18 protein-coding genes and 1 pseudogene are annotated in these 21,632 nt (G+C 72.3%); 8 read left to right on the top strand and 11 right to left on the bottom strand.

The window, feature by feature from the left end:
* Positions 1–24 precede the first annotated feature (24 nt).
* Complete coding sequence (locus tag IPZ69_RS33515; RefSeq protein WP_235458435.1) at positions 25–666, bottom strand: phosphoribosyltransferase; 642 nt, start codon at positions 664–666, stop codon at positions 25–27.
* A 171-nt stretch (positions 667–837) separates the two neighbouring features.
* Between IPZ69_RS33515 and IPZ69_RS33510 the strand changes: the two are divergent.
* Positions 838–1,642, top strand: a pseudogene (locus IPZ69_RS33510) (polysaccharide deacetylase family protein).
* Between the two features lie 22 nt (positions 1,643–1,664).
* Here the strand turns inward: IPZ69_RS33510 and IPZ69_RS33505 are convergent.
* On the bottom strand, positions 1,665–2,678 hold the full coding sequence (locus IPZ69_RS33505) for a DUF2278 family protein (RefSeq protein ID WP_235458434.1): 1,014 nt from the start codon (positions 2,676–2,678) through the stop codon (positions 1,665–1,667).
* 199 nt (positions 2,679–2,877) lie between these two features.
* Between IPZ69_RS33505 and IPZ69_RS33500 the strand changes: the two genes are divergently transcribed.
* Genes IPZ69_RS33500 through IPZ69_RS33490 form a run of 3 tightly spaced genes read left to right on the top strand, consistent with a single transcriptional unit; the run spans position 2,878 to position 4,798 of the window.
* Positions 2,878–3,318 carry an SRPBCC family protein gene (locus IPZ69_RS33500; protein ID WP_235458433.1) on the top strand — a complete coding sequence of 147 codons (441 nt, stop codon included), beginning with the start codon at positions 2,878–2,880 and terminating at the stop codon, positions 3,316–3,318.
* Positions 3,318–4,100: a class I SAM-dependent methyltransferase gene (locus IPZ69_RS33495; RefSeq protein ID WP_235458445.1), complete on the top strand. Its 783-nt coding sequence runs from the start codon at positions 3,318–3,320 to the stop codon at positions 4,098–4,100. The genes IPZ69_RS33500 and IPZ69_RS33495 overlap by 1 nt, the downstream gene beginning before the upstream one ends.
* Positions 4,097–4,798: a Crp/Fnr family transcriptional regulator gene (locus tag IPZ69_RS33490; RefSeq protein ID WP_235458432.1), complete on the top strand. Its 702-nt coding sequence runs from the start codon at positions 4,097–4,099 to the stop codon at positions 4,796–4,798. Before IPZ69_RS33495 ends, IPZ69_RS33490 begins: the two co-directional genes overlap by 4 nt.
* Positions 4,799–4,922: 124 nt before the next feature.
* On the opposite strand, the gene IPZ69_RS33485 is transcribed toward IPZ69_RS33490, so the two are convergent.
* From IPZ69_RS33485 to IPZ69_RS33465, 5 genes are all read right to left on the bottom strand, one after another.
* Complete coding sequence (locus IPZ69_RS33485; RefSeq protein WP_235458431.1) at positions 4,923–6,074, bottom strand: XdhC family protein; 1,152 nt, start codon at positions 6,072–6,074, stop codon at positions 4,923–4,925.
* A 48-nt stretch (positions 6,075–6,122) separates the two neighbouring features.
* Positions 6,123–7,580 carry an NCS2 family permease gene (locus IPZ69_RS33480; protein WP_235458430.1) on the bottom strand — a complete coding sequence of 486 codons (1,458 nt, stop codon included), beginning with the start codon at positions 7,578–7,580 and terminating at the stop codon, positions 6,123–6,125.
* A 206-nt stretch (positions 7,581–7,786) separates the two neighbouring features.
* Positions 7,787–10,171, bottom strand: coding sequence for a xanthine dehydrogenase family protein molybdopterin-binding subunit (locus IPZ69_RS33475; RefSeq protein WP_235458429.1), 2,385 nt, complete (start codon positions 10,169–10,171; stop codon positions 7,787–7,789).
* A gap of 2 nt (positions 10,172–10,173) precedes the next feature.
* A complete protein-coding gene (locus IPZ69_RS33470) occupies positions 10,174–10,746 on the bottom strand; it encodes a (2Fe-2S)-binding protein (RefSeq protein WP_235458428.1) in 573 nt (190 codons plus the stop codon).
* Positions 10,746–11,636, bottom strand: coding sequence for an FAD binding domain-containing protein (locus IPZ69_RS33465; RefSeq protein ID WP_235458427.1), 891 nt, complete (start codon positions 11,634–11,636; stop codon positions 10,746–10,748). The genes IPZ69_RS33470 and IPZ69_RS33465 overlap by 1 nt, the downstream gene beginning before the upstream one ends.
* 343 nt (positions 11,637–11,979) lie before the next feature.
* Here IPZ69_RS33465 and IPZ69_RS33460 point away from each other — a divergent pair, with 343 nt between their 5' ends.
* Together IPZ69_RS33460 and IPZ69_RS33455 are read left to right on the top strand one after the other, a co-directional pair.
* Positions 11,980–13,653, top strand: a complete 1,674-nt coding sequence (locus IPZ69_RS33460) for a PucR family transcriptional regulator (protein WP_235458426.1) — start codon at positions 11,980–11,982, stop codon at positions 13,651–13,653.
* Positions 13,654–13,806: 153 nt separating this feature from the next.
* Positions 13,807–14,589, top strand: coding sequence for a hypothetical protein (locus IPZ69_RS33455; RefSeq protein ID WP_235458425.1), 783 nt, complete (start codon positions 13,807–13,809; stop codon positions 14,587–14,589).
* Between the two features lie 18 nt (positions 14,590–14,607).
* Here the strand turns inward: IPZ69_RS33455 and IPZ69_RS33450 are convergent, their stop codons facing one another.
* Positions 14,608–15,408: a GntR family transcriptional regulator gene (locus IPZ69_RS33450; RefSeq protein WP_235458424.1), complete on the bottom strand. Its 801-nt coding sequence runs from the start codon at positions 15,406–15,408 to the stop codon at positions 14,608–14,610.
* Positions 15,409–15,595: 187 nt separating this feature from the next.
* Here IPZ69_RS33450 and IPZ69_RS33445 point away from each other — a divergent pair, with 187 nt between their 5' ends.
* Positions 15,596–16,435: a (2Fe-2S)-binding protein gene (locus IPZ69_RS33445; protein WP_235458423.1), complete on the top strand. Its 840-nt coding sequence runs from the start codon at positions 15,596–15,598 to the stop codon at positions 16,433–16,435.
* Positions 16,436–16,750: 315 nt separating this feature from the next.
* Positions 16,751–17,785 carry a DUF2637 domain-containing protein gene (locus IPZ69_RS33440; RefSeq protein ID WP_235458422.1) on the top strand — a complete coding sequence of 345 codons (1,035 nt, stop codon included), beginning with the start codon at positions 16,751–16,753 and terminating at the stop codon, positions 17,783–17,785.
* 63 nt (positions 17,786–17,848) lie between these two features.
* On the opposite strand, the gene IPZ69_RS33435 is transcribed toward IPZ69_RS33440, so the two are convergent.
* The 3 genes from IPZ69_RS33435 to IPZ69_RS33425 all read right to left on the bottom strand — a co-directional run bounded on the left by IPZ69_RS33435 (position 17,849) and on the right by IPZ69_RS33425 (position 21,583).
* On the bottom strand, positions 17,849–18,277 hold the full coding sequence (locus tag IPZ69_RS33435) for an ATP-binding protein (protein WP_235458421.1): 429 nt from the start codon (positions 18,275–18,277) through the stop codon (positions 17,849–17,851).
* A gap of 405 nt (positions 18,278–18,682) precedes the next feature.
* Positions 18,683–20,425 carry a pyruvate dehydrogenase gene (locus tag IPZ69_RS33430; protein WP_235458420.1) on the bottom strand — a complete coding sequence of 581 codons (1,743 nt, stop codon included), beginning with the start codon at positions 20,423–20,425 and terminating at the stop codon, positions 18,683–18,685.
* Positions 20,426–20,500: 75 nt separating this feature from the next.
* Positions 20,501–21,583: a protein phosphatase 2C domain-containing protein gene (locus tag IPZ69_RS33425; protein WP_235458444.1), complete on the bottom strand. Its 1,083-nt coding sequence runs from the start codon at positions 21,581–21,583 to the stop codon at positions 20,501–20,503.
* Positions 21,584–21,632: the final 49 nt, after the last annotated feature.

The raw sequence follows: 21,632 nt of genomic DNA, 5'->3' as shown, positions 1-21,632 counted from the left end.
CCTCCCCACTGCCCGTACGGCGCCTCAGGGCCCGTACAGCGCGTCGAGCACGTCGTCGTCCGTCAGCTGTCCGAAGTCGGCGTACCACTGGCCGACGGCGGAGAAGGCCCGCGGCTGGTGCAGGCACACCACCTCGTCGGCCTCGCCGCTGAGCAGGCCGACCGACTCGGGCGCGCCGACCGGGACGGCCAGGACGAGGTGCGCGGGCGAGCGGCGCCGTACGTGACGGAGGGCGGCGCGCGCGGTGGAGCCGGTGGCGAGTCCGTCGTCGACGACGATCACCGTGCGGCCGGCGAGTTCGGGCGGCGGGCGGCCCTGCCGGTAGCGGTCCTCGCGGCGGTGCAGTTCCTTGCGCTCCCGCTCCACCTTCGGCGCGAGGGACTCCTCGGTCAGGCCGAGGCTGTCGAGGGTCTGGGTGTCGTAGAGCGGGGGGTCGTCGCCGGCGATGGCGCCGACGCCGAACTCCTCGTGGTGCGGGGCGCCGATCTTGCGGACGAGGAGTACGTCGAGCGGGGCGCCGAGCGCCCGCGCGACCTCCGTGGCCACCGCGACGCCGCCCCGGGGCAGGGCCAGGACGACGGGGTCCGGCAGGTTGCCCTTCTCCTGCTGGATGCGGAGCCGTTCGGCCAGTTCGCGTCCGGCCTGCCTGCGGTCCTGGAAGAGCATGGGTCGTCCTCTCGGGTGGAGGTCGGTCCTCACCTTCCATGGTGATACGACTCCCGCACCCGGCTATACACCACATCTATACCCGCTGCGTATAGTCCCGGCATGCCTCTGCTGACCAAGAAGCCCGGAAAGAAGCCCGGGAAGAACCCCGGACAGCCTTCACCGTGGAAGATGCGCGCACGGGCGCTCAGGTTCCACATCACCGCCCCGATCGCCGCCCTCTCCTGTCTGGCGCTCGCGCTCACCGGCTGCGCCGAGGTCGACACGACCGCGCCGAGCGCCGCCCGCGCGTCGGCCACCGGGCAGGCAGCCCGGTTCGGGACCGTCGACTGCCGCGAGGCGAACGGAGCGAAGTCGGAGTGAATGGGGGTGCCCCCTCTGGGGGAGCATCGCGCTCACCTTCGACGCCGGGCCCAGCGAGAACTCGGCCCGGCTGCTCGACATCCTCAAGGAGAAGCAGGTCCCGGCGACCTTCTTCCTGCTCGGCAAGCGGCACATCGCGAAGTACCCGGAGCTCGTCCGGCGGATGGCCGCCGAGGGGCACGAGGTGGCCATCCGCACCTGGGACCACAAGATCCTGACCCGGATATCGGAGAAGCAGATACGCGAGGAGCTGGAGCGGCCCAACAAGGCGATAGAACGGCTCACCGGGCACCGGCCCACCCTGATGCGCCCGCCCCAGGGCCGGACGAACGCGACCGTCCACCGGATCAGCCGTGAGCTGGGCCTCGCGGAGGTGCTGTGGAGCGTGACCGCGAAGGACTACACGACCACCGACTCCGCGCTGATCAAGCGGCGCGTCCTGGAGCAGGCGTCCCGGGACGGGATCATCCTGCTCCACGACATCTACGACGGCACCGTGCCCGCCGTGCCCGGCATCATCGACGCCCTGAAGGCGCGCGGCTATGTCTTCGTGACCGTGCCTCAGCTGCTGGCACCCGGGAAAGCGAAGCCGGGCGAGGTCTACCGGCCGTAGCCCGGCGACCGGCCGGACGGGGTCAGAACACCACCGTCCAGCCCTCCCGGGTGGCCTGCTCGGCGGTGTACGAGACGCCGTGCACCTTCAGGCCGCCCGCGTCGAGCAGGGTGATCTCGCCGCCGTGGTTGCCGAGTTGGACGCCGTTGGACAGGGCCACCGGCAGGCAGACGCCGGGGGCGAGCGCGCCGGCGGGCACCGCCGCCCGCTTGCCGACCCGGTCGACGAGCTGCCAGCCGGTCAGGTCGACCGGGTCGGGCGAGGCGTTGAGCAGCGTGACGTTCTCCGCCTCGGGCGTCGGGCCGAGCGGATTGACCAGCGCGGCCACGATCCGCACGGGCTGGACGCCGGCCTGCTCGGGACGCCTGCCGTCGACCTCGTCGAGGGGCTGCCCGGTGACGTCGTCCGTGTGCCAGGACTGGCTCTGGAAGGCGAGGAAGATGCCCACCCAGCGGTTCTGGCCCGGGAAGTGGACGAGGAGCCCGCCGTCCTGCCAGACGCCGTCGTCGCCCCGGAAGCGGCCGCTGTTGCCCTGGTTCATGTGGATGTCGTGGACGCCGTTGCCCGGCAGGAAGCCGAACACCTTGTCCTTGACCTTCGGTTCGGGGCCGAAGCGCTCACCGAAGACGTACATGCGGGCGTCCCGGTCGTCGACCGCGCGCCGCACGTAGTGGTCGAGGAGGTCGGCGAGGTCGTTGTCGGGTCCGGACACGTCCGGCGGCAGCGTGCGCAGCTTGCCCGGGTCGAAGAGGTTCCCGCGCACGAAGTCCAGGTTGGGTCCGCCGGGACCCGAGGGCAGGGTGTTCCAGCCGCTCGGGAGGCCCTCCAGGCGGGTGGTGAGCGGGTGTTGGAAGTCCTCGTCGACGAGGTAGAGCAGGTCCGCGGGACGCTGCTGCGACAGGACGTTGACCGAGGCACGGTAGTGCGTGCCCGTGTCGTCCGTGAGGTGGATCTGGTAGTGCGGGGTGTCGACGGCGCCCTCGCGTCGGGTGTCGACCGCCCGTGTGATCAGTACGCCATAGGTCTTCAACGACATGACGACCAACTCCCCCTGGGGGCAGGCGGAGTGCCCGCCCGTACGAGGAATGGTAGGAGAACGCGGCTGCGCACCGCCCGGATCGCGCGGGATCCCGCCGCACCGTCAAGCCTACGCCCGTCGCCGAAGGACCGGCTAGTTCACCTGTCCGAGACGACTGGGCCCCCCATCGCGGCCTGCGGTTTCCTAAGATCGTCGAGTGGCCAACTTCCTGCTCGAACGCACGGCACCGCTGCCGATCGACGAGGCCTGGCGCCGGCTCACGGAGTGGCCGCGGCACGCCGGTACGGTCCCGCTGACCCGGGTCGTCGTGACGACCGGGCCGCCGACCCGTCAGGGCACCCGCTTCGTGGCCCGTACGGGCCTCGGCCCGCTCTCCCTCAGCGATCCGATGGAGGTGACCGTCTGGCGCCCGCCGCACGACGGCGAGCCCGGCCTGTGCCGTCTGGTCAAGCGCGGCCGGACGGTCCTCGGCTGGGCCGAGTTGGAGGTGCGGCCGGGGCCCGGGGGACGTACCCGGGTGCTGTGGCGGGAGGAGCTGCGGTTCCGCCCGCTGCCCGCGTTCTGCGATCCGCTGCTGGAGCGGATGGCCCGGGTGGTGTTCGGCCGGGCGGTCAACAAGCTGCTGCGCACGCCGTGATGGTCTCCGGCGCCTCCGAACGGGACCACTGGGACCGGCACTTCGCCGCCGGGAACGGCTTTCGCCGGGTCGACGCGCACGAGGCGCGGTTGCTCGCCGGGGCCGTACCGCCGCGGGCCGGAGCCCGCGCCCTGGACGTGGGGTGCGGCCTGGGGACGTACGCCGCCGTGCTCGCCGGTCTCGGGTACCGCACGCTCGCCGTCGACTGGTCCGAGGCCGCCGTCGCCGCGACCCGCGACCGGTACGCCGACCTGGAACCCCGGCTGTCCGCCCGCCGCCTGGACTTCGCGGACGCCGCCGAGGTGACGGCGCGGCTGCCCCGGGCGGGCTTCGACCTGGTCACGATGCGACTCGCGCTGGCGTTCCTGCCGGACAAGACGGCCGTCGCCGACCGGGTCCGGGGCCTGCTGGCCCCGGGCGGGCACTGGCTGGTGACGACCTGTCTGACGGACCGCCTGCCCGCCGAACGCCACCGCATCGGCCTCTCCCCGGACGACGTGGCCACCATGACCGACGGCTGGCCCCACGGCCACTGGTACGACCTCGAACTCACCGGCATGCTCTGCGTCGCGCTGCGCCAACCCGCCGCGCCCTCCCGGGAGAACGGAAGAGGCAAGGCGGCCGGAAGAGGCAGGGCGGACCGGGCGCGGCGCCGCCCGGCCCTTGGCACGGCGCGGGCGGCGGTGGAGAGTTGCCGGCGGGGAACCGCGCGGCCGGCACCCGGGGCGGCGGTGCGCCGGGGCGCACCACAGCGGCCGGGCGGGGAAAGTGAGCGGGTATGACCGAGACGAGCCACCGCGGGCTGACGCGGCGCAAAGCAGCGGCGGCGGAGCACTTCACCGGCGAGGAACTCCAGCTGCTGCGCCGCGCGGGGCACCTGCGCCGCTGGAACCGGGGGGACGTCCTGATCCGGGAGGGCGAGCCGGCCGACTTCGTGGTGCTGCTCACCGGCGGCCTGGTGAAGGCCACCGTGGACTCGACCAACGGCTACACCAGCCTGCTGGCCCTGCGCGGACCCGGGGAACTGGTCGGCGAGCTCTCCTGCGTCGACGGTCGGCCCCGGGGCGCGACGGTCACCGCGATGCGGCGCGTCGAGGGCGTGGTGATCTCCGCGGAGGTGTTCCTGCGGCTGCTGGAGCGGAACGCCGGGCTGTGCCTGTCCGTGCTGCACAGCGTGGTGACCCGGCTGCGCGACTCCGACCTGCTGCGCGCGGAGCAGGGCGCCCACACCACCCGGGCCCGGCTGGCCAGCCTGCTGGTCAAGCTCGCGTTACGGCACGGCTCGTCCGCCTCCGACACCCCGCCGGGAGCCATAGCCGTCCAGGTCAACCAGCACGAACTGGCCGCCGCTGCCGGTGCGTCCAGGGAGTCGGTGGTGCGCTGTCTGCGGGCGATGCAGCACGAGGGCCTGGTGGCGACCGGCCGGGGCCGCACGGTCGTGCTCAATCTGGCCGGGCTGCGCCGATGGGCCGACGAGTGAGGCCGAGTGCGTCACATGACGCTGTACGGCGGCCGCCGCCGGGTTTCCATCGTCCTTCGGCGCCCGGACCGGGACGGCTTCGCGGGGGAGCGGGCCGGGCGCTCCGACTTCCGCCGGCGCCGGCTCACGCCACCGAGCCGATGCGGGCCGCCGGCCGCGACGCCGCGTCGTGGTGGATCGGCGTGTGCGCGCCGGTGAGGGAAACGCCGCTGCCGCCGCGCCGGTTGGCGACGATCTCGGAGGCGATGGACAGGGCGGTCTCCTCGGGCGTGCGGGCCCCGAGGTCCAATCCGATCGGGGAGCGCAGCCGGGCCAGCTCCAGCTCGCTCACGCCGACCTCGCGCAGCCGCTCGTTGCGGTCCAGGTGGGTGCGCCGGGATCCCATCGCGCCGACGTAGGCGACGGGCAGGCGCAGCGCCAGTTGCAGCAGTGGTACGTCGAACTTGGCGTCGTGGGTGAGCACGCACAGGACGGTACGGGCGTCCACGTCCGTGCGTGCCAGGTATTCGTGGGGCCATTCGACGACGATCTCGTCGGCCTCGGGGAAGCGGGCCCCGGTCGCGAAGACGGGGCGGGCGTCGCACACCGTGACGCGGTAGTCGAGGAACTTGCCGATGCGGACGAGGGCCGACGCGAAGTCGATCGCGCCGAAGACGATCATCCGGGGCGGCGGTACCGAGGACTCGACCAGGACGGTGAGCGGTGCTCCGCAACGCGAGCCCTGCTCTCCGATCTCCAGGGTGCCGGTGCGGCCGGCGTCGAGGAAGGCCCCCGTCTCGCCGACCACCGTGCGGTCCAGTTCCGGGTGTCCGCCGAGGCCGCCCTCGTACGAGCCGTCGGCGCGCACCAGCAGCGCCCGGCCCACCAGATCGGCCGGTCCGGACACGATCCGGGCGACCGCCGCCGCCTCCCCGCGCGCGGCGGCGGTCAGCGCGGCGGCGATCACCGGACGGGCGGGATCGGCCGCCCGTACCGGAGTGACGAGGATGTCGATGACGCCGCCACAGGTCAGGCCGACGGCGAAGGCGTCCTCGTCGCTGTACCCGAAGCGCTCCAGGACGGTCTCCCCGTCCTGGAGCGCCTGCCGGCACAGCTCGTACACGGCGCCCTCCACACAGCCGCCGGAGACCGAGCCGATGGCGGTGCCGTCGGCGTCCACCGCGAGGGCGGCGCCCGGCTGCCGCGGGGCGCTGCCGCCGACGGCCACCACGGTGGCCACGGCGAAGTCGCGTCCCCGCTCGACCCACCGGTTGAGCTCCTCGGCGATGTCCAGCATCTCTCGGTCTCCTTAACAGCGGTTGTGAAGAGGGTCCTGCGCGAGCGGCTAGTGCACGCCCAGCCAGCTCTCAATGGGATTGAGGGAGAAATAGACCAGGAAGATGACTGTCAGGCCCCACATGAAGGCCCCGATTTCCCGGGCCTTGCCCTGAGCTGCCTTGATGGCCACGTAGGAGATGACGCCGGCGGCCACACCCGTGGTGATGGTGTAGGTGAACGGCATCAGGACGACCGTCAGGAACACCGGAATCGCGGTGGCGCGGTCGGCCCAGTCCACGTGCCGGGCGTTCATCAGCATCATGGCGCCGATGACGACCAGGGCGGCGGAGGCGACCTCCTGCGGCACGATGGCCGTGAGCGGGGTGAAGAACAGGCAGGCCGCGAAGAACAGGCCGGTGACGACCGAGGCCAGACCCGTGCGGGCGCCCTCGCCGACCCCCGTCGCCGACTCGATGAACACGGTCTGGCCGGAGCCGCCCGCGACACCGCCGATCGCGCCGCCGGCGCCGTCGATGAACAGCGCCTTGGACAGGCCCGGCATCCGGCCCTTGTCGTCGGCGAGCTTCGCCTCGGTGCCGACGCCGATGATGGTGGCCATCGCGTCGAAGAACCCGGCGAGCACCAGCGTGAAGACGATCATGCCGACGGTCATCGCGCCGACCTTGCCCCAGCCGCCGAACTCGACGTGTCCGAAGAGCGAGAAGTCGGGCATGGAGACCGCGCCGCCGTGCAGTTCGGGCGCGCCGGCGGCCCACTGCTTGGGGTCGATGACCCCGGCGGCGTTGAGGATCGCCGCGACGATCGTGCCGCTGACGATGCCGATCAGGATGGCGCCGGGGATCCCCCTGGCCTGCAGCATGAAGATGAGCAGCAGGGTGCCCGCGAACAACAGGACCGGCCAGCCCGCGAGTTCGCCCGCGGGGCCGAGGGAGACCGGGGTGGCCTTGCCCTGGTGCACGAAGCCGGACTTGTAGAAACCGATGAGGGCGATGAACAGGCCGATGCCCATGGTGATGCCGTGCTTGAGCGCGAGCGGAATCGCGTTCATGATCATCTCGCGCAGGCCGGTGACGACCAGGAGCATGATGACCACGCCGTACATCACGCACATGCCCATGGCCTGCGGCCAGGTCATCTGCGGGGCGACCTGCGAGGACAGGACGCCGGAGACGGACAGGCCGGCGGCGAGGGCCAGGGGCACCTTGCCGACGAAGCCCATCACCAGCGTGGTGAGGGCGGCCGCGAACGCGGTCGCCGTGATCAGGGCCTTCTGGCCGAGTGTGTCTCCCGCCGCGTCCTTGCCGGACAGGATCAGGGGGTTGAGCAGGAGGATGTACGCCATCGCCATGAAGGTGGTGACGCCGCCGCGCACTTCGCGCGCGATCGTGGACTCCCGCTGGGATATGTGAAAGTAGCGGTCGAGCCAGGACCGGCCGGCCGGGACGCGGGTTCCCGCGCCCGCCTCGTCGGCGGTGGTCCTGGGCTCCACTGACTGCTGGGTCATGGTGCCGTCTCCCAAGGTTCACAGGGGCACCCGCCGGCGCCGTTGGCGTTCAGCGGGATTTGGGATGTGCACGACCCGGGGGACGGCCCGAGACGAACGGGGGGTGCTGCTTCGGGGTCCGCGAGCGGAGCGGAGCCCGAAGAGGTGGGGGTGTACTCCGGGCGGCGCGGAGTGTGTGACGTTCCGTGCGCCGCCCGGAGGGCTTGTCACGCGGTGCCGGTGAGGTGCTCCGGTCGTACCGGCGTGCGGTTGAGCTCCAGCCCGGTCGCGTTCCGGATCGCCGCGAGGACGGCCGGGGTGGACGACAGGGTGGGTGCTTCGCCGATGCCGCGCAGCCCGTACGGGGCGTGGTCGTCGGCGAGTTCGAGGACGTCGACCGGGATGGTCGGCGTGTCGAGGATGGTCGGGATCAGGTAGTCCGTGAAGGAGGGGTTCCTGACCTTCGCGGTCTTCGGGTCGACGATGATCTCCTCCATCACCGCGACGCCGAGGCCCTGGGTCGTACCGCCCTGGATCTGGCCGATGACGGACAGCGGGTTGAGCGCCTTGCCGACGTCCTGGGCGCAGGCCAGCTCGATCACCTTGACCAGGCCGAGCTCGGTGTCCACCTCGACGACCGCGCGGTGGGCGGCGAAGGAGTACTGGACGTGGCCGTGGCCCTGGCCGGTGCGCAGGTCGAACGGTTCGGTCGGCCGGTGCCGCCACTCCGCCTCGATCTCGACCGCCTCGTCGCCGAGGACGTCCACCAGGTCGGCGAGCACCTCGCCGCCGTCGGTGACGACCTTGCCGCCTTCGAGCAGCAGTTCTGCCGTCGCCCAAGCGGGGTGGTACGTACCGAACTTGCGGCGGCCCAGCTCCAGGACCTTCTCCCGGACCAGCTCGCAGGAGTTCTTCACGGCGCCGCCGGTGACGTACGTCTGGCGGGAGGCCGAGGTCGAACCCGCCGAGCCCACCTCGGTGTTGGCCGGGTGGATGGTCACCTGGGTGACACCGAGCTCGGTGCGGGCGATCTGCGCGTGGACGGTGACTCCGCCCTGGCCGACCTCCGCCATCGCGGTGTGCACGGTGGCCACCGGCTCACCGCCGACCACCTCCATCCGCACGCGCGCGGTCGAGTAGTCGTCGAAGCCCTCGGAGAAGCCGACGTTCTTGATGCCGACCGCGTAGCCGATGCCCCGGACGACGCCCTCGCCGTGGGTGGTGTTGGACAGACCGCCGGGCAACTGCCGTACGTCCGCGCCCTCGCTGCTCTCCCACTGGCGCTCCGGCGGCAGCGGCATCGCCGTGATGCGGCGCAGCAGTTCGGCGACCGGGGCCGGGGAGTCGACCGGCTGCCCGGTCGGCATGATGGTGCCCTGCTCCATCGCGTTGAGCTGCCGGAACTTCACCGGGTCCATCCCCAGTCGCTGCGCGACCTTGTCCATCTGCGCCTCGTAGGCGAAGCACGCCTGGACCGCGCCGAAGCCGCGCATGGCGCCGCAGGGCGGGTTGTTGGTGTAAAGGGCGATGGCCTCGATCTCGACGTCGTCGACGACGTAGGGGCCGATGCCGAGCGAGGAGGCGTTGCCGACCACGGCCGGGGAGGCGGAGGCGTACGCGCCGCCGTCCAGGACGATGCGGCACTTCACGTGGGTGAGCTTGCCGTCCTTCGTCGCCCCGTGCTCGTAGTACAGGCGGGCCGGGTGGCGGTGGACGTGGCCGAAGAAGGACTCGAAGCGGTTGTAGACGATCTTGACAGGCTTGCCGGTGCGCAGGGCCAGCAGGCAGGCGTGGATCTGCATCGACAGGTCCTCGCGGCCGCCGAACGCGCCGCCGACGCCGGCCAGCGTCATGCGCACCTTGTCCTCGGGCAGGCCGAGGACCGGGGCGATCTGCCGCAGGTCGGAGTGGAGCCACTGGGTGGCGATGTAGAGGTGGACGCCGCCGTCCTCCTCCGGCACGGCGAGGCCGGACTCGGGGCCGAGGAAGGCCTGGTCCTGCATGCCGAAGTAGTACTCGCCCTTGACGACGACGTCGGCCTTCCCCGCCGCCCGGGCCACGTCACCGCGCACGATCGGCTGGCGGTGCACGATGTTGGCGTGCGGGACGTGGCCGATGTGGTGGTCGTCGCGGTTCTCGTGGACGAGGATCGCGTCCGGGGCGGTGGCGGAGGCCTCGTCGGTGATGACGGGCAGTTCCCGGTACTCCACCTTGATCTTGGCGGCGGCGCGGCGCGCGGTCTCCGGGTGGTCGGCGGCGACGATCGCGACCGGCTCGCCGTGGTGGCGTACCTTGCCGTGCGCGAGGACCGGGGTGTCCTGGATCTCCAGGCCGTAGTTCTTCACGTCGGTCGGCAGGTCGTCGTACGTCATGACGGCGTACACGCCGGGCGTGGCGAGGGCCTCGCCCGTGTCGATCGAGACGATCTCGGCGTGCGCGACCGTGGAGCGCAGGATCTGGCCCCAGAGCATGTCCTCGTGCCACATGTCGGAGGAGTACGCGAACTCGCCGGTGACCTTGAGGGTGCCGTCCGGGCGGAGCGTGGACTCGCCGATGCCACCCTTGGTCTGGGATCCCTGGGTGATCTTGGTGGGAGCGCCGTTCGTCGGCATGGTCAGACCGCCTCTCCCTGCCGGGCGGCCGCCAGGCGGACCGCGTCCATGATCTTCTCGTAGCCCGTGCAGCGGCACAGGTTGCCCGACAGCGCCTCGCGGATGTCCGCGTCGCTCGGGTTGGGGTTGTTCTCCAGCATCTCGTCGGCGGCGACCAGCAGACCCGGGGTGCAGAAGCCGCACTGGACGGCTCCGGCGTCGATGAACGCCTGCTGGATGGGGGAGAGTTCCTCGCCCTCGCCGGTCTGCGAGTCGGTGCCCTTGGCCTGCCACTCCTGGGCGTCCTGCAGCGAGGTGCCGCAGGCACCCGTCCCGCAGGAGCGCTGCTTGGCGAACTCCGCGAGCCCCTCGACCGTGACGACCTCACGGCCCTCCACCTGGCCCGCCGCGACGAGGCAGGAGCACACCGGCACGCCGTCCAGGCGGACCGTGCAGGAGCCGCACTCGCCCTGCTCGCAGGCGTTCTTGGAGCCGGGCAGCCCGAGCCGCTCGCGCAGCACGTAGAGCAGGGACTCGCCCTCCCAGACGTCGTCGGCTTCCTGGGGGCGTCCGTTGACAGTGAAGTTGACGCGCATTACGCAGCTCCCTCCGAGGCGGGGCGGGTGCCGCGGTACGACTCCCAGGTCCAGGTGAGCGTCCTGCGGGCCATGACGCCGACCGCGTGCCGGCGGTAGCTCGCGGTGCCGCGGACGTCGTCGATCGGGTTGCAGGAGGCGGAGCACAGGTCCGCGAACTGCTTGGCGACCGACGGGGTGATGATCTTTCCGTTGTCCCAGAAGCCGCCCTCTTCGAGCGCCGCGTTCAGGAAGTCCTCGGCGGTCTTCGCCCGAACGGGGGTGGGCGCGGCGGAGCCGATGCCGGTGCGGACGGTGCGGGTCTCGGGGTGCAGGGCCAGACCGAAGGCGCAGACCGCGATGACCATGGCGTTGCGGGTGCCGACCTTGGAGTACTGCTGCGGGCCGTCGGCCTTCTTGATGCGGACCGCGCGGATCAGCTCGTCGGGCGCGAGCGCGTTGCGCTTCACGCCGGTGTAGAACGCGTCGATCGGGATGAGCCGGGTGCCGCGCACCGACTCGGCCTCGACCTCGGCGCCCGCCGCGAGCAGCGCGGGGTGGGCGTCGCCGGCCGGGGAGGCGGTACCGAGGTTGCCGCCGACGCCGCCGCGGTTGCGGATCTGCGGGGAGGCGACCGTGTGCGAGGCGAGGGCCAGGCCGGGCAGCTCGGCGCGCAGGTTCTCCATGATCCGGGTGTACGGGACGGACGCACCGAGCCGTACGGCGTCCTCGCCGACCTCCCACTCGTAGAGGTCACCGATGCGGTTGAGGTCGAGCAGGTACTCGGGCCGGCGGTGGTCGAAGTTGATCTCGACCATCACATCGGTGCCACCCGCAATCGGCACAGCGGTGGGGTGCTCGGCCTTCGCGGCGAGCGCCTCCTCCCAGCTGGCGGGGCGAAGGAAGTCCATGACCGGCTCTCTTCTTCGTCTCGTGGGTCGTTCGGATTGAGCCAATCCGTGTGCGGCGGGCCCGGCTCGTTCATGTGCTGTTAACGCGGAGTGGAGTCAGTACACAGCGCAGTGCTCCGACGGGGTCAGTCACTGAAACCATGAAGGAGTTGGCTGGCCAGGGCGGGCATCTTGTAGATTCGTATGAACGGAGGTCATCAGTAACCTCTTCGTTTTCCTGTGGAAACGCAGGAAACGCCCTGGCAACCGAAGCGCGCGGCTCCCGTGCCCTCGCGCCGGGTCCCTCCTACGGCTCCCACCAAGATTCATCGTAGATTTCGAGACAAGGAACGGCGGCGACGAGATGCGGCTGCGCGCACTGCTGGACACCGATGCGCTGGGCCTGCGGCTGCTCGGCGGCGAGGACGAGCTGGACCGCACCGTACGTGGTGTCATGACCACCGACCTGCGGGACCCCAGCCGCTACCTCTCCGGCGGCGAGCTGGTGCTGACGGGACTGGCCTGGCGCCGGGACGCCGCGGACTCCGAGCCTTTCGTCCGCATCCTCGTGCAGGCCGGGGTGGCGGCGCTCGCGGCCGGTGAGGCCGAGCTCGGGGCCGTGCCGGAGGACCTGATGCTGGCCTGCGCCCGGCACCGGCTGCCGCTGTTCGCGGTGCACGAGTCGGTGGCCTTCGCGACGATCACCGAGCACGTCGTACGGCAGGTCAGCGGCGAGCGGGCCGGGGACCTGGCGGCCGTGGTCGATCGGCACCGCCGGATGATGACCTCGGGCCCGGCGGGCGGCGGCCCGGACGTGGTCCTGGACCTGCTCGGTTCCGACCTGGACCTGCGGGCCTGGGTGCTCTCCCCCGCCGGCCGGCTCATCGCCGGCTCCAAGGTCGCGGGCCCGGACCTGCCGCCGGAGATCTGCGCCCGGCTCTCCGCCGAGCACCTGTCGGCCGTCCGCTCGGGCCGGCGCGGACCGCATCGCCTGCTGCTGGACGGGACGGCGTACTCGCTCTTCTCGATCCGCAGCAGCGGCCGCTCCCCGCAGGCCGCCCGGGACGTGCGCGAGACGGTGCTGTCGGACTGGCTGCTCGCCGTCGAGGCGGACGCCGGCGACTGGCCCGAGGAGCGGCTCGACCTGCTCCAGGGCGTCGCGCAGCTGATCGCGGTCGAGCGGGACCGGCGGGACGCCTCACGCACGGTGCGGCGGCGGCTGGCCCAGGAGGTCCTGGAGCTGGTGCAGACCGGCGCCGCGCCCGCCGAGATCGCCGCGCGCCTTCGGGTGGCCGCGCCGGTGCTGCTGCCCGGTCTCGGGGCCGCCCCGCACTGGCAGGTCGTCGTGGCCCGCGTCGAATGGGACGGCGGACAGGTCGAGGGCGGCCCGGTCGCCCAGTCGCTGCTGGAGGAGATCCTGGTCGATCCCCTCGCCACCGGCCCCGAGCCCTCCGACCGCATCGCCGTCGCGCACACGGGCGACGAGGCCATCGCGCTGGTCCCGCTGCCTGCGGTCTCGACCGAGCACGACGGCTCGGAGGCCGGGATCCTCGCCGACGCGCTCCTGGAGTCCGTACGGGACCCGCTGGCGGCCGGTCTGGACGACGACGGGCGGCTCACGCTCGGCGTCAGCGCGGCCGTGCACTCGGCGGAGGGGCTGCGCGGGGCCCTGGAGGAGGCCCGGCACGCCCGCCGGGTCGCTGCGGCCCGCTCGGGCCGGGTGTGCGCGGCCGGCCACCAGGAGCTGGCCTCCCATGTGCTGCTGCTGCCGTTCGTGCCGGACGACGTCCGCCGCGCCTTCACGGCCCGTCTGCTGGACCCGCTGCGCGACTACGACCGCCGCCACCGCGCCGAGCTGATCCCGACGCTGGAGGCGTTCCTGGACTGCGACGGCTCCTGGACCCGCTGCGCCACCCGTCTCCACCTGCACGTCAACACGCTGCGCTATCGCGTCGGCCGGATCGAGCAGTTGACGGGCCGGGACCTGTCCCGGCTGGAGGACAAGCTCGATTTCTTCCTGGCACTGCGCATGAGCTGAGGTCACACGGACGTGGGGCGGCCGTAGGCCAAGTGGCCCCCGGGCCCCACGACTTTGTGAAATCCTTCACCCACCCTCTTGGCCCGGCCAGGAGATTGGTGTTGGAATGCCGCCACCACTCAACAGCTCGATGGCGTGCTCGGGGAGGGCAACGTGGCGCATCCCGCCATGTCTGGTAACGGAACGACCGCAGGTGACGATCCTCTCCAGACCGCAATTTGGCGGTTGCGCTCGCGGGCCTGCTGGGCCGACGCGGCAGCGCTGCTCCCACCACAGGGCCCGGCGGCCTCGCTGCAACGGGCCGGGCTGCTGGTCGAACGGTGTCTGTACACCGAGCGGGGCTGGGAGGAGGCCGAGGACGCGCTGCGTACGGCCGAGGCGCAGGCCCGGACCGACGAGGAGCGCGGCGCGGCCGCTTGTGAACGCGGGCAACTTGCCTACGCCGCCACGCTGCACGGGGTGCGGGACCGGGCCGACGAGGCGCGGGCCGCGCTCGGCAGGGCGGCCGCCCTGATTCCGCCGGGCGCGGCGGGGCGGGCCCTGCTGGACTTCCGCCGGGGTCTGCTCGCCGAGAACCTGGCCCGTTCCCCGCAGGCGGCGCGCGCCGCCTACCGCCGGGCGCACGCCGCCGCGACCGCGCACTCGGACCCGCTGCTGCTGTCCTTCACCTGGCGCCATCTGGCCGGACTCGCTCTACGGGACGGCGAGTTGGCCGAGGCGCGGCACGGCTTCGCGGAATCCCTGCGGATCCGGGAGGAGTTGGGCTACCTGGTCGGTACGGCCCCCGCGCTGGCCTCCCTCGCCGACACCGAGGCCGAGCCGGAGGCATCCCGGCTGCGCGAGGAGGCGCGACGGCTGTACCGGCTGCTCGGGGGCGTACCGACCTGGCTGGCCCGCCAGCTGGCTCCGCCGGCGCCCGGGGCGGCCACGGCCTGAGGGGCGCGGGGGGGGGCGTCAGACGCCCGCGGTGAAGTGCTCCCCCACCAGCGCCCGGACCGTGTCCAGGTCCCGTGCGGTCAGGGCCTCCAGCAGCGCCATGTGGTGCGACGCGTCCGCGAGGAGGTCGGTGCGGACGGGCCGGGCCGGGCCGCCGACCAGGGGCCCCTGGGACCGGCGGTGCAGGTCCTGGGCGATGTGGACGAGCTGTTCGTTGCCGGACAGGGCCAGGACCGCGCTGTGGAAGGCGCGGTCCGACTCGGCGTAGGTGGCGCGGCAGCCGGAGGACGCGGCGCGGACGGTGTCCTCGGCGAGGGGGCGCAACTCGGCCCAGCGCTCGGCGGGGACCGTTCGGGCCAGGCGCAGCACGACCGGGACCTCGATCAGGGCCCGGACCTCGGCCAGTTCGGCCAGCTCCCGCGCTCCCCGCTCGACGATCCGGAACCCGCGGTTCGGCACGACCTCGACCGCGCCTTCCAGCGCGAGCTGCTGCATGGCCTCCCGCACGGGCGTGGCGGAGACCCCGAACCGCTCGCCGAGCGCGGGCCCCGAGTACACCTCGCCGGGCGTCAGCTCCCCCGTGACCAGCGCGGTGCGCAGCGCGTCGAGTATCTGCCCGCGCACCGAGGCGCGCTGGACGACGACCCGGGGCTGCGGGATGGGCCGCTCACCGTGCGTGTGCTCGCCGCGCGCCTCGGGCACCGCGGTGTCCCGCTCCCGGGTCACGTCCTCGGCCCGCGGCTGCGCCGGCACCCGGGTCACACCCTCGGTACGGTCCGGTGCCCCCGTCACGGCGGAGCCGTGCGCGTACTGCTTCACGGGGTCCTCCTCCGACTGTGGGCACTCGGGTCATTAACGACGGGTTGTTACTTGTCCGTCAAGCACCTTAGGCGCACGAGGCAATAGTTCAAACTTCGAATCAATATCCGATTGCACCCCTGACGGAGAAGATAAGGTAAGCCTTACCTGACTCCTTGGTTCGCGATCGCTGATCGGTGGTTCCGCCATGCCCGCTCCCGCCTCGGCCGTCTCCGCCGCGTACGCCCGCCTCAGCGAGGTCCACCCGGGACTGACCGCCACGGAGGTGGGCCCCGAGGACGCGATTCCGTGCGGAAACGACTGGGTGACCGCCGCCGCGCTCGTCGAGGGCGGCGCCGCCCTCGACGGGTTCCTGGGGTGGGACGAGGCACAAGTGCTGCGGGACTACGGACAGCGGGCCCGCCCGGACGTCCTGGCGAGCTTCGGCCTGCACCGGTACGCCTGGCCGGCCTGCCTGCTGATCACCGTGCCGTGGTTCCTGCACCGCCGCGTGCCCCGGCTGCCCGTGACCAACGTCTCGTACGACCGCACCGCCGGCCGCATGGCCGCACGCCCCGTCTCCTTCGCCTGCCTCCCGGGCGACCCGGCGGCGGCGCTGCCGGGCGCCGTCGTCGTACCCGACGAGGAGGCGCTGCGGGCCGAGGTGCGGGCGGCGGTGGCCGAGCACCTGGAACCCGTGCTCGCCGGGTTCGGGCCGCGCATGCGGCGGCGCGGGCGCGCCCTGTGGGGCATGGCGACCGACGAGCTCGTCGAGGGGCTCTGGTACGTCGCACGGCTGCTCGGCGGGACCGAGGAGCGGCGGGCCGTGCGCGAGCTGGAGCTGCTGCTGCCGGGGGCGACGAGCCCGTACGTCGGCTCGGCCGCCTTCCGCGAGCCGGCCGGTCCGGACGGCGGGGCGGAGTGCACCCGGGACCGGGTGAGCTGCTGCATGTTCTACACGCTGCGGCCGCAGGACATCTGTGCGAGCTGCCCGCGCACCGGCACGGCCGACCGTGTCGCCAAATCGACTACCAGGACTGCCGCTTGAGGCTTCATCAGGTACGCCGATGGCACGGAGCACGGCCCAACGTCCACTAGGATCGTCCACGGCTGGGACACCCATTCGGGGACAGGTAATTCACAACTTCCTCACGTGTCGCGGGAACTTTCCGCGGAACCATCCGTACGGGTAGTCTTATTCGAACTCAACTCCCGCCCCTCAAGCGGCAGTTCGAGCAGAACGTCGCCCTGGGCATCCCCTTGCACTTCCTTGGCGGCCTCTTGCCCCGAAACCCCCTGAGGGCCGGTGGAATTGGGCCACTATGGCGGGCGTTACGCCCTATCCCAATGCAAGGGACCCCAGATGAGAGACATATCGCTGAACTGGCTGCTTCCGGGCGCCGTCCTGCTCCTGGGCATGCTGGCGGCGGTTGCGGTGCTTGCGCGCGGTAAGCGCTCCTCGGGGAAGGACGCGAGCGCGGACGACTCGTGGGAGCGCAGCGAGGAGCGCCGTCGGCGCAAGGAGGCCATATACGGCACCGCCTCCTATGTCCTTCTGTTCTGCTGTGCGGCGGTCGCCGCGGCACTCTCCTTCCACGGCCTGGTCGGCTTCGGCCAGCAGAACCTCGGCCTCACGAACGGCTGGGAGTACCTGGTGCCGTTCGGCCTCGACGGCGCGGCCATGTTCTGCTCGGTCCTCGCGGTGCGCGAGGCCAGCCACGGCGACGCCGCCCTCGGCTCCCGGATCCTCGTATGGACGTTCGCGGGCGCAGCGGCCTGGTTCAACTGGGTGCACGCGCCCCGGGGCCTGGGCCACGACGGCGCGCCGCAGTTCTTCTCCGGCATGTCGCTGTCCGCGGCCGTGCTCTTCGACCGCGCGCTGAAGCAGACCCGCCGCGCCGCGCTGCGCGAGCAGGGTCTGGTGCCGCGTCCGCTGCCGCAGATCCGTATCGTCCGCTGGCTGCGGGCCCCCCGCGAGACCTACAAGGCCTGGTCGCTGATGCTCCTGGAGGGCGTGCGCAGCCTGGACGAGGCGGTCGAGGAGGTGCGCGAGGACCAGCGCCAGAAGGAGCAGACGCGACTGCGCCGCCGCGAGCAGCAGCGGGTCGAGCGCGCCCAGCTCAAGGCCATCAGCCGGGGGCACCGCGGCTTCGTCGGCCGAGGTGGCGACCGGCAGGTGGAGGTGCAGGTGGAACGCGATTCCGGTCAGGTCACCGCGGAGCCTGCCATATCCGCGCCGGAGCAACTGCCCGTACGCTCACGGCCCTCCCTTCAGCCCGTCCGCAAAGGGTCTGACCCGATCACCGTCGACCTGACCGCGGAGGACGACACCATGGCCCTGCCTCGGCTCGACTCCCTGGAGCGCAAGCTCAAGGATCTGGAGCAGCAGTTCGGCTAGGACCGCGCGCACGATGTCCGGGGTGGGGGCGTGACCTTGACGGTCACGCCCCCACCCCTTTGGTCACGCGGCTTCCGCGTCGAGTTCGAACCACACCGACTTCCCCACGCCGTGCGCCCGTACGCCCCACGCGTCCGCCAGCGACTGCACCAGCACCAGGCCCCGGCCGTGCGTGTCGTCGTCGGTGCTCGGTACGCACACCCGGGGCCGGCGGGCGACGAAGTCCCGTACCTCCACGCGCAGTCCACGCGGCCCGACGACCGCCGTCAGCACGGCGTCGTGGTCGGTGTGGACGAGGGCGTTGGTGACGAGTTCGCTGGTGAGCAGTTCCGCGATCTCGCAGCGCCCCGGTTTCCCCCAGTGCCGCAGGAGTTCGCGCAGTGCTCTGCGTGCCGCCGGCACCTCCCGCAGGTCCGCCCGCTCCAGCCGGCGCTTCAACTGCGGTGGGTGTGCCGGTTCCCGTTCCGTCGCGCTGTCGGTCTCTTCCCCCACTGACTTCACCGAGGAGGCCCCGATGGTCGCGGGACCGCCTCCTCGTGCCTGCCTCTTCATGACCCCCGCCCGCACGCTGTTGCCGGTACCCCTCCTGATCGAACACGTTCACGGGGATCCATGCCCCGTCCACACCGGGGCAGTCATGTCGAAAAGTCAACAACCGGCTCTTCGGCCACGGCTGCGGCGCGGCTCCACGCGGGCTCGACCACGACCGCACCGGCGTTCCGGACGGGGGCCCCTCCGTACGCCGCCACGGGCGTCCCGTCAAGGGCCTACCGATTCCGCTCCGCCGATCCGGCCGCGTCCGGGGCGGCATCAGGGCGTCCGGTTCCTTGTTCCGAGCGGCTCTACGGCCCCGCGAATCTGGCCGGAATCCACCGGTTCCGTACCGCGCGGTTCCGGTCAGGGCCGGGGCACGTTGCGCAGATTGGAACGGGCCATCTGGAGCATGCGTCCCACGCCTCCGTCCAGCACCATCTTCGAGGCGGAGAGCGCGAAGCCGGTGACCATCTCGGCGCTGATCTTCGGGGGGATGGACAGCGCGTTGGGGTCGGTGACGACGTCGACGAGGGCCGGGCCGCGGTGCCGGAAGGCGTCCCGCAGGGCGCCGGCGAGCTGTTTGGGCTTCTCGACCCTGAGGCCGAAGGCGCCGCAGGCGCGGGCCACGGCGGCGAAGTCGGGGTTGACGTTCGTGGTGCCGTACGAGGGCAGTCCCGCGACCAGCATCTCCAACTCCACCATGCTGAGTGAGGAGTTGTTGAAGAGGACGACCTTGACCGGCAGGTCGTACTGCACCGCGGTCAGGAAGTCGCCCATCATCATGGAGAACCCGCCGTCGCCGGACATCGACACGACCTGTCGGCGCCGGTCGACGAACTGGGCGCCGATCGCCATCGGCAGCGCGTTCGCCATCGAGCCGTGGGAGAAGGAACCGATGACGCGGCGGCGGCCGTTGGGCGAGATGTAGCGAGCCGCCCAGACGTTGCACATGCCGGTGTCCACGGTGAACACGGCGTCCTCGTCGGCCATGTCGTCCAGCACGGAGGCCACGTACTCGGGGTGGATCGGGACGTGCTTCTCGACCTTGCGCGTGTAGGCCTTCACGACCCCTTCCAGCGCGTCCGCGTGCTTCTTCAGCATCCGGTCGAGGAAGCGCCGGTTCTCCTTGGGCTTCACGCGCGGGATCAGACAGCGCAGCGTCTCGCGCACATCGCCCCACACGGCCAGGTCGAGGCGGGAGCGGCGGCCGAGCACCTCGGGGCGCACGTCGATCTGGGCGATGGCCACGTCGTCGGGCAGGAAGGCGTTGTACGGGAAGTCGGTGCCGAGCAGGATCAGCAGGTCGCACTCGTGGGTGGCCTCGTAGGCGGCGCCGTAGCCGAGCAGACCGCTCATGCCGACGTCGTACGGGTTGTCGTACTGGATCCACTCCTTGCCGCGCAGCGCGTGCCCCACCGGGGACTTGACCTTCCCGGCGAACTCCATCACCTCGGCGTGGGCGCCGGCGGTGCCGCTGCCGCAGAACAGGGTGACCTTGTCGGCCCGGTCGATCATCTCGACGAGCCGGTCGATCTCGGCGTCGCCGGGGCGCACGGTGGGCCGCGAGGTGACGAGGGCGGTCTCGGCGGCCTTCTCCGGGGCGGGCTCGGAGGCGATGTCGCCCGGCAGGGCCACCACGCTCACCCCGCTGCGTCCGATCGCGTGCTGGATGGCGGTCTGCAGCAGCCGGGGCATCTGCTTGCTGTTGGAGATGAGCTCGCAGTAGTGGCTGCACTCGCGGAACAGTTGGTCGGGGTGGGTCTCCTGGAAGTAGCCGAGGCCGATCTCGCTGGACGGGATGTGCGAGGCGAGGGCGAGCACCGGGGCCATGGAGCGGTGGGCGTCGTACAGGCCGTTGATGAGGTGCAGGTTGCCGGGGCCGCAGGAGCCGGCGCAGGCCGCCAGCTTCCCGGTGATCTGGGCCTCCGCGCCGGCCGCGAAGGCCGCCGTCTCCTCGTGCCGTACGTGGATCCAGTCGATCGCGGAGTTGCGGCGCACGGCGTCGACGACGGGGTTGAGGCTGTCGCCGACGACGCCGTACAGCCGGCGCACCCCGGCCCGGACGAGGATGTCGACGAACTGTTCGGCGACGTTCTGCTTGGCCATGGCTCTCGCGTGCCCCTTCGTCTCCGGAGTGTCCGTCAGTGCCCCGCGGATTCCATGAATTCACAGGGGTCGCGGTTACGCCTCCCAGACCGCGGCCACCGTGCGGTCGTCGGCGTACCCCTTGACCCGCACCTGGGTGTCCGCGAGGAACGCGGCCAGGCCCGGCGCAGTGCCGCCCGACCAGCGCCGGGCCAGATAGGCGCAGAGGGCGGGCTCGCCGCGCAGCGGGTCGGCCAGGCCGCCGCTGCACATCAGCAGCGCGTCACCCGGCCGGGCTACCGAGGCCCGGAACCGGAAGGGTTCGCGGGGCGGCTCCGGCGCGAGTTCGTACGGGCTCGGCGGCGTCGGGATGCCGAGGTCCATCGTGAGCCGGTCGCCCTCGGGCGTCTCGGCGGGCAGCGCGCCGAACCCGACGACGGCTTCGCCGGTGGTGTCGGCGGCGCTGACGCTCGGCTCGATGTCCTGCCACTCCCCGTCCCGCAGCCGGAACAGCCCGCCCCCGCCGACGCCGAAGAACACCCGGGTACGGCACTGCGGAACGGCGGGCAGCAGCAGACAGCGCAGGCTGGCCGCGTACTCGTCCGGATCGACGCCCTGCTCGGTGGCGCTGGCCCGCAGCTTGCCGAGGCTGCGGTCGGTGAGCCGGTGCAGCCCCGACTTCAGATCGCCGCGGCGGGCGGCCAGGATGTCCGCCGCGAGCCGCTGGTGGCTGCGGCCCACGGCCCGCCCGATCCACCGGCAGGCCTCGGCGGCCGCCCGGTGCGCCCCGGACGTGGCCCGCGCGCCGGTGGCCACCGCCACGAGGACCAGCGCCTGCTCCCCCGTGCCGAACCGCGCGGTGAGCAGCGCGTCGCGCCGTGGCTCCCCCCGGTACCGCGCCGAGTCCCCGCGCACCGACACGGCCCGCAGGGTGCAGGCCCCGTAGTGGGCGCCGTCGAGGACGGTGTCCGCCACGAGATCGTCCAATTCGTCCGGGTCGGCGGGCGGCAGCGCGGTCGGTTCGGCGTCGTAGGTGGGCGGCCCGGACCCGACGTAGTCGACGGTGGCGGCGGGCGGCGGGACGGGAAGGTCGAGCCGGGTGGCGGCGTGCCTGCCGCCCGGCGCGGGAGCGAAGGCGGCGGCGTCCGGGTCCGGCGGGACGAACTCGGTGGCCGGCACGTCGGTGGGGCCGTCGTCCCGGGAGAGGGCGTCGGGATCCCCCGGGGCG

It is taken from the genome of Streptomyces olivochromogenes (genome assembly GCF_021538895.1).
In the GTDB taxonomy this organism is placed as follows: Bacteria; Actinomycetota; Actinomycetes; order Streptomycetales; family Streptomycetaceae; genus Streptomyces; species Streptomyces olivochromogenes_A.
This window is presented reverse-complemented; position numbering and strand designations above follow the sequence as displayed.